This is a genomic window from Allolucifera butyrica (assembly GCF_900476375.1).
Taxonomy (GTDB): Bacteria; Bacillota; Negativicutes; order Sporomusales; family UPPP01; genus Lucifera; species Lucifera butyrica.
In genome coordinates this window covers 113,898-126,842 of sequence record NZ_UPPP01000072.1, presented here as the reverse complement: position 1 = coordinate 126,842, position 12,945 = coordinate 113,898, and the positions used below count along the sequence as shown (strand labels likewise).

Genomic DNA, 12,945 nt, shown 5'->3' with positions numbered 1-12,945 from the left:
TTCAGTTTATTTTATATATAATGAAAATTGACAATGTTACTGATGGTGGTTAGGAGTGATAGCCAATTGATTTATACATTAACAACCAACCCGGCAATTGACATGAATATTCAAAGCAAAGAAATTCAGCCATCGGTTGTAAACAGGACGGAAAGTGCACAATATTTTCCCAATGGAAAAGGAATTAATGTATCTTTGGTTCTCAAACACTACGGTATTCCCTCAAAAGCGTTGGGCTTTTTTGGAGGATTTACGGGAAGATATATTGTGGATGAATTAACGAATATTGGTTTGGGAGTGGAACCCATTTGGCTTAAGGAAATTACCCGAATTAATGTTTTTGTTAATGATGGGATTAATGAATTTAAATTTGTTAATCAGGGATCTTTTGTTCCCAAAGAACAACAAGAAAAAATGTTGGGCCTAATTAAAAACCTGCAAAATTGCAGTCACTTAGTGGTTAGCGGCAGTCTTCCCCCAGGGATTCATGGGCTTTATTATGATTTAATTTTAAAAGCTTGTGCGGAACGTTCCATTGAAGTCATTATGGATATTAGTTCGCCGAGAATGCAAGGACTTCTTCAATATAAGCCGTTATTAATAAAACCAAATGACGAAGAAATATACGATATTTTTGGTATTGAAATTAATAATGAATTGGACGCGAGGCAAACGTTGTATGAATTAAAGCAGTTGGGAGCCCGTAATGTTTTGCTGACATTAGGCGAAAAAGGCCTTTACTTTTTTAATGGTGCAAAAATATATTACTGTACTACGCCTAAAATACAGGTGCTAAGCTCTGCCTGTGCGGGGGATGCAGCACTGGGAGCATTCTTGAGTGAATGGCTATATAAATATGATTTGGAAAGCGCCCTCAAAAAAGCTTCAGCTACTGGGGCAAACGTGGCGGAAAGTGAAGGAATCGGGACTTTGGAGAAAGTGGATGAGTATATAAAACAAATAAAAGTTAAGGAGGTTATTTAGCATGAAAAAAATTATTGCTGTAACTGCTTGCCCGACAGGAATAGCGCATACTTTTATGGCGGAGGAGGCTTTGAAAAAAGCCGCTGCAGAACTTGGAGCAGAGATAAAAGTAGAAACGAATGGAGCCATCGGTGCGGAAAATGTGTTAACGGAACAGGATATTCAAGAAGCGGTAGGTGTCATAATAGCTGCTGACAAAGATGTGAATCCCGATCGTTTTAATGGTAAACCTGTTCTTGAAGTTTCAGTTCAAGAGGGAATTCACAATCCGCGCGAACTGATAAAAAGGGTTCTTAATAACTTGGTACCCATTCGGCAAGGTGTACAAATGACAGTAGCCGGAGTCGGCTCTGCCGGTAAAAAATCTGTCGGCAGACAGATTTACAAGCATTTGATGAATGGCGTTTCCAATATGCTGCCCTTTGTTGTAGCCGGTGGTGTACTGATTGCTATATCTTTTCTGTGGGGGATTTTTTCCGCGGATCCTAAATCAGATCAATACAATGAGTTTGCAGCCATGTTGATGAAAATCGGTGGACAAGCGTTCTCGGTAATGGTTCCTATTTTTACAGCCTTTATTGCTTCATCGATTGCGGATAGGCCAGGATTGGTAGCCGGCTTTGTCGGCGGGTTAATGGCGAATGCCACTGGTGCCGGATTTCTTGGCGGAATTGTTGCCGGGTTCATGGCCGGCTATTTAATGTTGTGGCTTAAAAATATGCTGTCCGGCTTGCCTAAGCAGTTTGAAGGACTAAAATCTATTTTTATTATGCCGTTGGTAGGAGTATTCATTATCGGAACAGTCATGTTTTTATTAGGAAAACCCGTCGGCGCTATTAATACAGGGATGATGAATTGGTTAGGTTCTCTCCAAAATTCGAATCCAATACTGCTTGGTATTGCGGTAGGGGCCATGTGCGCTTTTGACTTTGGCGGTCCTGTCAATAAGGCTGCTTATGTAACGGGAACTATGCTTTTAGCGCAAGGCAACTATTATTTTATGGCGGGTGTGTCAGCCGCCTGTATTACTCCACCGTTAGTGATTGCCCTGGCTACCACTATCTTTAAGAAGTATTTTACGGAGGAAGAATTGGCAGCCGGTTTAGTAAACTATATTCTTGGTTCAACGCATATTACAGAAGGTGCAATTCCTTTTGCAGCTAAGGACCCTTTGCGGGTTATTCCCATATTAATGATTGCTTCATCTATTTCAGCAGCAATGACCTATATTATGAGAATCCAAGTTCCCGCACCTCATGGCGGATTTTTGATATTGCCTATTGTGAGCAATCCTTTTCTTTGGTTTGGCGATATACTTACGGGTTCAATAATAGGTGCAGTTTTGTATGGCTTATATCGAAGGACGGTTAGTAAAAATTTGTGATAGAAAGGATGAACAGATTGCTTATTTCAGGAAAACAAATTTTGCAGCATGCTTACGAAAATGGATATGCAGTTCCGGCTTTTAATTTTGCTAATATGGAAAATTTGCAAGCTATTATTGAAGGTGCGGAAGAAATGAATGCACCTGTGATCATTCAGACGACACAGGGTGCGATTGATTATGCCGGCTTTGAATATTTGGCCGATATTGGCATTGGGGCGGCTCAACGTTCAAGAGTTCCAGTGGTTTTGCATCTGGACCATGGACAAAAATATGAATACTGCTTAAAAGCAATACAACTTGGCTGGACTTCAATCATGATTGATTCATCACTAGAAAAATTGGCGGAAAATGTACGGAAGGTTAATGAAGTCATTAAAATAGCCAGACCCTTAGGTATTGCTGTAGAAGCAGAATTGGGCATTATCGGGGGTAAAGAAGATGATTTAAAATCGGAACAGGATATTTATACAGAAGTGAAGGATGCTGTGGATTTTTACCAAGCAACGCATTGTGATGCTCTAGCCATTGCTGTTGGAACGGCTCATGGCATTTATAAAGGAACCGTAAAAATTGATTTTAACCGAATTCAGGAAATCAGGGAGAAATTGCCTATCCCGTTGGTTTTGCATGGTTCTTCCGGTGTGCCGCTGGAAATGGTAAGTCAGGCAGTACGGTGCGGTATTAATAAGGTGAATTTTGATACGGAACTAAAATTAGCCAATTTGCAGGCATTACAGACATTCATGACAAAAAATCCCGGTGTCTATGATATAAGAAAAATGTATAGGCCATGCCGGCAAGCAATGAAAGAGGTTGTTAAGGCTAAAATTGAGGCATGCAAGGCGACTAATAAATCATGGGTTGTTTTATAGTTAGCTAAAAGTCCGGAATCAAAGCGAAAATTTCTTTAGGGGCAAAATGCCATTAGGCTGGTTGCCCCTGTTTGCATTCTATCCCAATTTTCGCAGTCTTCTGTTGCCTAAATATATAATGCGAGGTGAAGTATGTGGAATATAAGAGGATTAACATGCGGCTATTAATCCAATGGCTGGACACAATGGCCAAGGATATGGAAAAGTTTCGTGGTGACCTGTATTCTGAGGGGGCGGCGAAATCCTACCGCCTAACACTTCAGCTCTTGGAATCCGGGATATTTAAAGTAGAGGATAGTAAAAAAGAATAGAATATTACAGAAAACCACTAGGGTGCTTTTTGTGGTGCTTTTCGTTGAGGTGCTCCCAAGCTGTGATAAAGGATTATATTAATAAATGTCGAAATATATCAAAAACTGGATATCATTTCTAGAATACCTTACTAATATCAATAAGTTACGTACGATGTAATTTTTCTATTATAACAGGCTTTTCATTCTTCTTCGTTTAATTCCATATTTTCTCTCTTTTGAGGTGAGTGAAGTATGCATGACCTAAATACCATAATTGAAGATATGAAGAGTCTAATAAAATATTACAATAAAGTCAGACTGGTTGATCCTTTTCTTAAGAGAGTCATTAATGCCGACGGTACGCAGCGTTCCATTACCGATATAGAAGAAGGGGCAGAACCATGCTATCAGATTTGGGAAACCGGCCATGCTTGTATGAATTGTATTGCTTTGAAAGCAGCGCTAAAAAACGATACGTTTGTTAAATTCGAAGGGTATGGCAATAAAATATATATGATTACTGCTTTTCCCCTTTCTATAGAGGGTCGAACTGTTGTTTTAGAACTGCTTAATATTGTTGCTACGCAGGATATTTTACTAAATTTAATAAACACGGCAACGAATTTGATCAATGAAAATCAGAATTTGCAATTGGCTGAGTATACCACGCAATACGAGAAAAGTCTCGAAGCTTTGATTAAAGAGAGAACAGAAGCTTTAGAGGAAACGAATAAGCAACTAAGAAAATATAAAATTTTGGCCGACTATGCCAGAGATGTTATGCTATTTGTTAATTTGGACGGCCGTATTCTTGAAGTGAATGAGGCTGCAGTTCGTACCTACGGTTATTCCAGAGACGAATTAACCTCAATGAGTATAGCGGATTTGCGGGAAAGCAGCACTAGCTGTGAAATAGCAACGCAAATGAAACGGGCAGACAAGGAAGGGATAACATTTGAGACGGTTCATAAATGCAAAGACGGTCAATTGCTTTATGTTGAGGTAAGTTCCCAGGGAACGGCCATGGGCAGCGAAAGGGTGCTGCTAAGTATCGTACGGGATATTTCCTATCGCAGGCAAGCTGCTGAACAGCTGGAGTATTTAGCAACGCATGACCATCTGACGAGTATTCCCAATCGATATTATCTGGAAAAACATCTTACTGGTATTATGGATAAATCCGGAGAGAACAATCCGGGCGCGCTTCTTTTTATTGACATAGATAATTTTAAATTCATTAATGATACTTTTGGCCATAGTATGGGTGACAAGGTATTAATCGATTTGGCTAAAAAGCTGAAAGCAATTATTAGACACGATGATTTTTTAGCCAGACTCGGCGGCGATGAATTTGCCATTGTATTACATAATGTAACCATTGACGGGGCAAAAAAGGTAGCTCAAAAAATATTAGACATGCTGAATGAAACCGAATTTGCTGTTGATTCGACCGGCAACTGTCATAAGATCAGTGTTAGTATCGGTATTAGCATGCTGGATAAGCGAAAAGACACCCAAAAACTCTTAGCAGCTGCCGATGTGGCCCTGTATCAGGCAAAAGAGGCAGGGAAAAACAGAGCGATATATATTGATAATTGCGACGATGTCCGATAAGCAGGTCTCGCTAGGCGAATAAGTATATATACCCAAAAGCCAGGAAGGTCACCAAAGTGCATCCTGGTTTTTGTCATTCCCAGACTTTGCTTTCTGGCGATAAAAAAGACTCAGCGGGAATGCCCCGCTGAGTTAAATGCTATTTTTTTAATGGCGGTATGGGGGGGAGCATGCCCATATTGGCAATTTTTTCATCATTTAGCTTAAATATTTCGCTAATTTGGATATTTTCCGTTGAGCGCCATGAGTAGCAGCAATGGTTGCAAACATAGACTTCCCAGGCGCCGCCTACTGGCGACTTGGTCATAATACGGGCTTTGTCACTGTCGCAGCGGGGACATTTCATAATCTGTTTCCCTCCTGTTTCTTTTGGGCTGCACTCTGCAGTTGTCTAAGAATTTCTTCCCATTTGGGTGTAGCCGGCGAAGGTACAAGCATCTCGCAGGAGCGCGGATTGGGTTCAGGCGCGACCGGGGTTGTCGCATCAATAATCAGCTTGTCATGCATACCGGCCGGATTGGAGGAAGGGTCAAGCACCATGCCAGGACAGTTGGGAATGATTACAACATCCTTACCCGGTTTAACCCTTGTTGTGAGCGCCCACATCACCTGTTCCAGATTAAACGGATCAACATATTCATCCACAATAATTACAATCTTGGAATAGGGCATGCCATGTGGCGTGGAGAGCAGACGAAAGGCAACTCCCTTGCCGTACCCGCCGTAACGAACCTTGGTGGAAACAATCACGCCGATGCCATGCGTATACATGGCATTAACCGCCACCACCTCAGGCATGGTCGCCTTAATTTGTTTATACAGTGGGATGCTTGTATTCAGTCCCACTAAATAATCGGTTTCCGTCCAGGGCATTCCTATATAGAGATTTTCAAAAATAGGATTTGTCCGGTGCGTAATTCGTGTAATTTGGATTTCACATTGTTTGCAGCAGCCGGAATATGAGCCGGGAAATTCCCCGAAAGGCCCTTCCACAAACCGCTGGCGGGGAATGATGTACCCTTCGATTACCACTTCCGCATGGGCCGGCACATAGAGATGGTCGCAAGTATCGGCCTTGACAATTTCACAGGGAACGCCATCCTGCAGCGCGCCGACAAATTCATATTCATTTTGGTCATAGGCAACCGGCGCCGACGCCATAAATGTGACTAGTGGACTGACTCCCAAGGCAATAGCCACGGGCAAAGGTTCGTTTTTTTCCTCCGCCTTGGCTAACTGGATTGCAATATCATGCACCGGTACAGGCTGGATTGCCAGTCTGTCCACATCCTTTACCTGCATCCGGTAGATCCCGACATTCAGTTTATTTAAATCCTCGGGAAACTCCGGATCACCGGAAATGACGGAAGCCTTTGACAGGAAGAAACCGCCGTCCTGCTCATTAATCCGGTATAACGGCAGAATATCAAACAAATTAATGTTTTCTGTGATCACGTTTTCCTTGCATAAAGCCTCTTCCCGCGCTAAAATTTTGGGAGGTACGGGAAACTTATCCCACCTGCGGTTGAGCTCAAAAAACTGCTCTTTGACAGGAGTCTGTTTGGGCATACCCATCATCAGTGCATGATTATACCAGGAGCCGTGCACATTGGTTACTACCGAATACTTATAGCCGTTTACCTTTTCAAAGAAAATAGCCGGACTATTTTCCAAATTGGCTGCGGCGCGACCGGCAGCGCCAATATCCGGTTCGGGCATAACTTCTTCTTTGACCCGCACCAGTTGCCCTTCTTCTTCCAAGGTGGCTAAAAATTCACGTAAATCCTTGTATACCTTAGACATAGGCTGCCTCCTTTTGGTATCCTTTTTTCTCTATATAATCATTGTAGATAAAACTGTTTTGAAAGCCAATTCCAAATTGGCATGGCCTCTTTCCTGAAGAGAATACTCTGGAGGCGATCGATTAAACTTTCTACGCAAGGAGTGCTTATGACTTTTTCACAGCTCGCATATTTTGCCGATATCGTTCGTTTAGGTACCTTTTCCGAAGCCGCCGGCGAAAATCACATTTCTCAATCCTCCCTGTCCAAACAAATCAAAGCCCTGGAAAATGAATTGGGTGTTTTCCTGTTTACCAGAGAACATTCGAGGGTTAGCCTGACCGAGCACGGACAGATATTTCTGTCCTTTGCCGAGCAAACCCTGCAGGCGCAACGCACCGTGATAGCTGCTTTGAAAGCCTGCACTACCGCCCAAGACCGTCATATTACCGTAGGACTCATTCCCATTGAATCGACCTATCACATTTCTACGCTGATCGCTGAATTTCAGGCCACTCTCAGCGAGGCAGCCAACATTGATATCTACGAAGAATCCCAACAGGATATACTGACCTTATTAGATAATGAGGTGCTGGATTTAGCCTTTATCCGCACCGAAATGTTTACCGACACGGCGTCTTACGAGATTTTCTCCTATCGAAGAGAACGCCTGGCCTGTATTTGTCCGTGCAATCACCCTTTTGCTCAACGTTCTGCCATAGCGCTGAAAGATATTGCACCGGAACCGATTATTCTGCTGGACCGCAAATCCGGCTTGCATCACCTGGGTCTAAACGAGCTAAGCAAACAGAAAATTGTGTACCACATTTCTTGTACGGTCGGCAGCCATAGTATTATTCTCAAGATGATTTCCCGGGGACTTGGCATATCGCTCTTGCCGCAAAGTGTGCTGCAGCCAGAAGAGGATGACCTGACGGCGATTCCTTTATGGGAAGATATATACAGTGAGATTTCCATCGTCCGCAAGAAAAATCGTCCTATGTCACCCATTAAAATGCAGTTTTGGTCCTTTATCACCAACCGGTGTGCAATAGAAAAAGAGCCGTAAGATATTTCAGGATTAACAGATTTCCAGGGTTTATCTGGATAGTACTTGGTAGCAGCGATGTTAGCCCAATGCTAAGTCGTAAAATTGGTTCCTGGAAAGGGACGGTTTTTTGACTAAAACTTGGTAAATAAAAAATGTAATATGCAGGCTAGATGGTTTTATCCATTTCGGCGGGCAATAATACGAGACGTTAAGTAGTAAATATATACCAGGGAGAAAATTAAGCAGCTCACCAATACTATTCCAACGGCTCCAAATAAATGATAAGCGTTTGTTCCTAGGAAGGACCCCCAAGAACCTCCCCAATAATAAAATACCATGTAAAGGGAATTCAATCGGCTATGATTCTGTGGATTAAGCTTATAAATGCGTCCTTGATTAATAGTAGTATTCATTCTGGAACCAATATCTAAAATAAACGTAATAATAATTAGTACTACAATCTGGTTCCAACATGCGCCTAACGCCAAGAAAGAAACAAGCATAATTGAAATAGCGAGGATATTCCATAAATCTACTCTTTTGCTGTCTGTCAATTTTCCTGAGAATCCTGCTGCTAATGCCCCGGCAATTCCTATAAATCCAAATGTCCCAACTACGGCGCTTCCATAGTGGTAAGGAGAATTTCCTAAAATAAAAGATAAGGAAACCCAAAAAATATTGAAGGAGCAAAAGGCAGCAGTACCAAAAACAATAGTTTCCCTTAATACCCTTTCTTTTTTCAGCAAAGGTATCAAGGATGATATAATTTTTTTATACGATTTCTCTTTAATTACCTTATCATTTGGAAGTGTGCAATACAAATAGATTGCGAAAATCAGCAAAATTGCTGCCGCGATTTCATGTACTGCTTTCCAGCCCATAAATTGGCCGATAAATCCGCCGAAGACTCTACCATATAGAACACCCAGGAAGATGCCTGTCAACAAGTGGCCGACAATTACGCTGCGTTTCTCGGCCAGCATATTAGAAGAAACAAAGGGAATGATGAGTTGGGCGGAAACTGTAGATAAACCTAAAAAAAAACCAACTAGTATCACCAAATTAAAAGTTGGCATGATTGTCATAAGATATATAAAAACAGCAGAACAAACAAGACTGGATATTATCAGAACCCTTCTATTAAATCTGTCTCCGAGCGGGACTAATAAAAGCAAGCCGATGGTATAACCAATCTGGACCGTGGTAACCAGTAAGCCGGAATAGGACCCAGACACGGAAAAGTATTTAGAGATACTGGCAAGTAAAACCTGATCGTAATATAAATTAGCAACTGCAACCGCACAGACAATCGTTAATATGCTTAATAGTGGTTTAGAAAACCTGTCTTTAATTTGCATCATAATTCCTTCCTTATCTCTTATTTTATGTCTACAGCAAGTATACGGTTTCGATTGATGGATTGAAAGAGATGTAATTATCCCAGGATGATAAATACCAGGATAATTAATTGCTATTTGCAAGCTGTTAGAAATTCAGGAGGTTACATATGACTAAAAGTAAAGAACTTGGCTCTTTTTTGCAGAGAAAACGTTTAACATTAAGGCCTGAACAAGTTGGTATTCATGTTGATAAAAGAAGAAGAGTCAAAGGATTACGGCGGGAAGAAGTTGCTGATTTAGCAGGCGTAAGTATCGATTGGTATATACGCATTGAGCAAGGCAGAGAAAATGTAAATCCATCAATATCTGTTTTGAATTCATTAAGTAAAGCTTTGCAATTAAATTATGAGGAAAAAAGATATTTATTTAATCTATCAGATAAAATGCCGCCTGCGAATGACAATTCGTTAGTTTCTGTTTCTGAAACTCTGCAAAAATTTCTTGATAATCAAAATCCCAGCATCGCATATGTCATGGATCAAAATTTTGCTATTATCGCCTGGAACCAAACAGCAACGAAAGTCTATGGATACTATGAAAATATGGGCGAAAGGGAAAGGAACACTATTTGGAGGGCCTTTAATGATTCCTATATAAGAAAAATATTAGATGATTGGGAAGGGTATTCGAAATTAAGAGTAGAACAATTAAGAACTAATTTTAATTTATATCAGAATAATACTTCCATGATGGAAATGATAAATGAGTTGAAAAACAATTCACTTTTTAACAAGTGGTGGAATGACCAAAAAATTAGTGGAACGCCAGAGGGACAAAAGCTTTTGCATCACCCAAAAGCTGGAGATTTATATCTGTGTCATATTACATTTGAAATGACTGAAATGAAAGGTGCATATATCACGATTCAAATGCCTGCAGATAATAATACCAAAAGGAAACTACAGCAACTGTTATTATAGCTTGACAACATAAACATATTGGATACAATATTGGCAAAAAGCAATGTCTGTGTGTACACACGGGCATTGCTTCCCTGGGTTTCCTTGCAGCAAGCAATTTGTGGTAAAATAAATAATGTAAATTTTACTGGCAATGACAAGGAAGAGAAAAACTATGAGATATATTCGTGCCTTAAACATATTATTTGACCGTCTAAAAATGAACTTTACAGAAAACCCCGACAGACGCCCGCAAAGATCCATACCGGTGGTAAAGCCGGAACTAACCGGTTTTTTGAGTGATAAATCCCAGGCAATATGGTTTGGTCACTCCACAGTTTTTATACAAGCCGAAGGCAAGACGGTTCTCTGCGATCCTGTGCTAACTAAACTTTTTTGGCTATTTACCCTAGTTACGGGCAAACGGTTTACCGATGAATTACCGGTAACAGTCAGAGACATTCCCCGGGTGGATATTCTGCTTTTATCGCACGATCACTACGACCATATGGACTATAAGACGATTATGGCGCTAAAAGATAAAGTAAATCATTATTGCGTGCCCGCTGGCGTTGGAATGCGCCTTGAAAAATGGGGAATCGATAAAGAAAAGATAACCGAATTCACTTATGGGGAAACATTGGAAATTTTAGACTTGACTTTTACCTGTACACCAAGCCGGCATTTCTCCGGCAGAAGGTTAAATGACCGCAATAAAACGCTGTGGTGTTCCTGGGTGATTACCGGCAAAAAGACAAACCTATTCTTTAGCGGTGACGGCGCTTATGGTCCGCACTTTAAATTAATTGGCGATAAACACGGACCGTTTGACATTACCTTTCTGGAATGCGGTCAGGCGAACGACTTTTTTGGACAAATCCATATGGTCCCGGAAAAGGCGGTACAAGCGCAGATCGACCTTAAAGGACAACTTATGGTGCCAATTCATTGGGGTATGTTCAGCCAGTCCAATCCGAACTGGACCGGTCAGATAGAACGGCTAATGCTGGAAGCGCGGAAAAAGGGCGTGCCGGTGGCTACGCCAAGGATTGGCGAAATCGTTACGATTGGCGACGACAACTACCCAAACCGTCAATGGTGGAGAGACTATAGGTAATTTGTTTTTAGTTAAACATTGACAATAAATGAACGTTCATTTATTATTAAACATATGAGATATAAAGACGCTGACAAAAAAGAAAGAATTATCATAGCGGCAATACAGCTTATCAATGAAGTTGGTTTAGCGGAAACTTCCATGTCAAAGATTGCTAAAAACGCAGGGGTTTCTGCGGGGACTATTTATGTCTATTTTGAGAATAAAGAGGATATGATCAAAAAGCTTTTTTTGACAGTCAAAACAGACATGCAGCAGAAAATTTTCCGTGGAATTGACGGCTCTTTACCAATAGAAGTTCAATTTAAACAGATATTGAAAAATTATATGGATTACGTTGTAAAAAATAAGGACTATTTTCTCTTTTTTGAACAGTATATTAACTCACCCCTTATTCAGAAACTCTGTAAGGAAGAAACTCAAATCATAGCTAAGCCACTGATAGAATTTTTTGAAAGGGGAAAAGAACAGGGTATTTTTAAACAGATTGATACCAATCTAATATTTATTTATGCTTTTAGTCCGTTAATGCAAATCGCTAAAAAACATTTCAATGGCGAATTTGAATTTACGGAACAAAAGGTTGATGAAATAATTCAGATGAGTTGGGATTCGATAAAGGCATAAGTAGTTTTCTACTTAAATAAATGAGCATTTAATTATTATTCGGAACATAACGAAAAATACCAGGAGGAATGAAAATGAGAATAATGGCATTTATGGGGAGTCCAAGAAAGAATGGCAATACTGCGAAAATAGTAAACGCTATTTGTAAAGGCGCGAAGGAAAGCGGTCATGACGTTGAGGTTTACAATTTATCGGAAATGGATAATAAGGGATGTATAGCGTGTGATGCATGTCAGGCAAAAAAGGTTGATTTTTGTTCCATTGACGACAAGCTGACAACTCTTTTACCTAAAATAGCAGAGGCAGACTGCATTATTGTGGGGACGCCGGTATATTGCATCCAGGTTAGCGGGTATACCAAAAATTTCATCGACAGAATGCGGGTGTTTTTAGAACCGGATCTCACGATAAAACACTTGCCGGGAAAAAGGTACATAACCGTAACCTGCAGCGGCGCGCCGGCAGCCGCCTTCAGCAATGTGACGGAATATTTAAACCAAGTGTTCGGTTTCTTTAAAATGGAGAACGCAGGCAATCTTATTGTCGGTAATGTAAGGGAAAAAGACGACATTATGGAGCAGCCCGGGATTTTAAAACAAGCGGAAGAAATGGGCCGGAAATTAAGTTAGTTTAATCAACTGGCTGTAAACATATTGATGGACACACATTAAAAGTACCCTCACTCTAAATGGTGAAGGTACTTTTGCTTTTTGCTTTTCCCGGGAAGGTTCTTTTTGAACAAAAGCAATGCCAAGCTTTGATAAATTCGATATAATGTATCTGTAAGAGCCTCTAAAATGGGTAAACGGATGGATTGAGCTTATGAACTATAATTGCACCATTGACGCCGTAACCGGACTTTTTGGGGGATAGATTTGTCAGGCGGAATGATTTTGTAAAAGCAAAATAGTTTATAAGAA

13 protein-coding genes are annotated in these 12,945 nt (G+C 40.7%); 10 read left to right on the top strand and 3 right to left on the bottom strand.

Annotated elements, in window-relative coordinates; translation table 11 throughout:
- Positions 1-66 precede the first annotated feature (66 nt).
- From LUCIF_RS12145 to LUCIF_RS12130, 5 genes are all read left to right on the top strand, one after another.
- Positions 67-984, top strand: a complete 918-nt coding sequence (locus LUCIF_RS12145) for a 1-phosphofructokinase family hexose kinase (protein ID WP_122628157.1) — start codon at positions 67-69, stop codon at positions 982-984.
- Position 985: 1 nt separating this feature from the next.
- A complete protein-coding gene (locus LUCIF_RS12140; RefSeq protein WP_122628156.1) occupies positions 986-2,368 on the top strand; it encodes a PTS fructose transporter subunit IIC in 1,383 nt (460 codons plus the stop codon).
- 8 nt (positions 2,369-2,376) lie between these two features.
- Positions 2,377-3,243, top strand: coding sequence for a class II fructose-bisphosphate aldolase (locus LUCIF_RS12135; protein ID WP_122628155.1), 867 nt, complete (start codon positions 2,377-2,379; stop codon positions 3,241-3,243).
- A 155-nt stretch (positions 3,244-3,398) separates the two neighbouring features.
- The gene (locus LUCIF_RS26085; protein WP_165865979.1) at positions 3,399-3,554 is read left to right on the top strand and encodes a hypothetical protein; all 156 of its coding nucleotides are present in this window, start codon (positions 3,399-3,401) and stop codon (positions 3,552-3,554) included.
- Positions 3,555-3,788: 234 nt separating this feature from the next.
- Positions 3,789-5,150 carry a sensor domain-containing diguanylate cyclase gene (locus LUCIF_RS12130; protein WP_122628154.1) on the top strand — a complete coding sequence of 454 codons (1,362 nt, stop codon included), beginning with the start codon at positions 3,789-3,791 and terminating at the stop codon, positions 5,148-5,150.
- A gap of 139 nt (positions 5,151-5,289) precedes the next feature.
- Here the strand turns inward: LUCIF_RS12130 and LUCIF_RS12125 are convergent, their stop codons facing one another.
- Positions 5,290-5,496 carry a non-oxidative hydroxyarylic acid decarboxylases subunit D gene (locus tag LUCIF_RS12125; RefSeq protein WP_122628153.1) on the bottom strand — a complete coding sequence of 69 codons (207 nt, stop codon included), beginning with the start codon at positions 5,494-5,496 and terminating at the stop codon, positions 5,290-5,292.
- Positions 5,493-6,953 carry a non-oxidative hydroxyarylic acid decarboxylases subunit C gene (locus LUCIF_RS12120; protein ID WP_122628152.1) on the bottom strand — a complete coding sequence of 487 codons (1,461 nt, stop codon included), beginning with the start codon at positions 6,951-6,953 and terminating at the stop codon, positions 5,493-5,495. The genes LUCIF_RS12125 and LUCIF_RS12120 overlap by 4 nt, the downstream gene beginning before the upstream one ends.
- A 147-nt stretch (positions 6,954-7,100) precedes the next feature.
- On the opposite strand from LUCIF_RS12120, the gene LUCIF_RS12115 reads away from it, so the two are divergent.
- On the top strand, positions 7,101-8,000 hold the full coding sequence (locus LUCIF_RS12115; protein WP_165865978.1) for a LysR family transcriptional regulator: 900 nt from the start codon (positions 7,101-7,103) through the stop codon (positions 7,998-8,000).
- A gap of 158 nt (positions 8,001-8,158) precedes the next feature.
- On the opposite strand, the gene LUCIF_RS12110 is transcribed toward LUCIF_RS12115, so the two are convergent.
- Positions 8,159-9,343, bottom strand: a complete 1,185-nt coding sequence (locus tag LUCIF_RS12110) for an MFS transporter (protein ID WP_207857560.1) — start codon at positions 9,341-9,343, stop codon at positions 8,159-8,161.
- Between the two features lie 146 nt (positions 9,344-9,489).
- On the opposite strand from LUCIF_RS12110, the gene LUCIF_RS12105 reads away from it, so the two are divergent.
- The 4 genes from LUCIF_RS12105 (at position 9,490) to LUCIF_RS12090 (ending at position 12,654) form a co-directional block, all read left to right on the top strand.
- Complete coding sequence (locus LUCIF_RS12105; protein WP_122628150.1) at positions 9,490-10,302, top strand: helix-turn-helix domain-containing protein; 813 nt, start codon at positions 9,490-9,492, stop codon at positions 10,300-10,302.
- 154 nt (positions 10,303-10,456) lie between these two features.
- Complete coding sequence (locus LUCIF_RS12100) at positions 10,457-11,398, top strand: MBL fold metallo-hydrolase (protein WP_207857558.1); 942 nt, start codon at positions 10,457-10,459, stop codon at positions 11,396-11,398.
- Positions 11,399-11,452: 54 nt separating this feature from the next.
- Positions 11,453-12,025, top strand: coding sequence for a TetR/AcrR family transcriptional regulator (locus LUCIF_RS12095; protein WP_122628274.1), 573 nt, complete (start codon positions 11,453-11,455; stop codon positions 12,023-12,025).
- Between the two features lie 74 nt (positions 12,026-12,099).
- Positions 12,100-12,654: a flavodoxin family protein gene (locus tag LUCIF_RS12090; RefSeq protein WP_122628149.1), complete on the top strand. Its 555-nt coding sequence runs from the start codon at positions 12,100-12,102 to the stop codon at positions 12,652-12,654.
- Positions 12,655-12,945: the final 291 nt, after the last annotated feature.

What these genes read in the sequence shown, in the direction of transcription:
- LUCIF_RS12105 (WP_122628150.1), top strand. Translation starts at nt 9,490, where the DNA reads ATGACTAAAAGTAAAGAACTTGGCTCTTTTTTGCAGAGAAAACGTTTA.
- LUCIF_RS12110 (WP_207857560.1), bottom strand. Translation starts at nt 9,343, where the DNA reads ATGATGCAAATTAAAGACAGGTTTTCTAAACCACTATTAAGCATATTA.
- LUCIF_RS12125 (WP_122628153.1), bottom strand. Translation starts at nt 5,496, where the DNA reads ATGAAATGTCCCCGCTGCGACAGTGACAAAGCCCGTATTATGACCAAG.
- LUCIF_RS12095 (WP_122628274.1), top strand. Translation starts at nt 11,453, where the DNA reads ATGAGATATAAAGACGCTGACAAAAAAGAAAGAATTATCATAGCGGCA.
- LUCIF_RS12140 (WP_122628156.1), top strand. Translation starts at nt 986, where the DNA reads ATGAAAAAAATTATTGCTGTAACTGCTTGCCCGACAGGAATAGCGCAT.
- LUCIF_RS12115 (WP_165865978.1), top strand. Translation starts at nt 7,101, where the DNA reads ATGACTTTTTCACAGCTCGCATATTTTGCCGATATCGTTCGTTTAGGT.
- LUCIF_RS12135 (WP_122628155.1), top strand. Translation starts at nt 2,377, where the DNA reads ATGAACAGATTGCTTATTTCAGGAAAACAAATTTTGCAGCATGCTTAC.
- LUCIF_RS12090 (WP_122628149.1), top strand. Translation starts at nt 12,100, where the DNA reads ATGAGAATAATGGCATTTATGGGGAGTCCAAGAAAGAATGGCAATACT.
- LUCIF_RS12120 (WP_122628152.1), bottom strand. Translation starts at nt 6,953, where the DNA reads ATGTCTAAGGTATACAAGGATTTACGTGAATTTTTAGCCACCTTGGAA.
- LUCIF_RS12130 (WP_122628154.1), top strand. Translation starts at nt 3,789, where the DNA reads ATGCATGACCTAAATACCATAATTGAAGATATGAAGAGTCTAATAAAA.
- LUCIF_RS12100 (WP_207857558.1), top strand. Translation starts at nt 10,457, where the DNA reads ATGAGATATATTCGTGCCTTAAACATATTATTTGACCGTCTAAAAATG.
- LUCIF_RS26085 (WP_165865979.1), top strand. Translation starts at nt 3,399, where the DNA reads ATGCGGCTATTAATCCAATGGCTGGACACAATGGCCAAGGATATGGAA.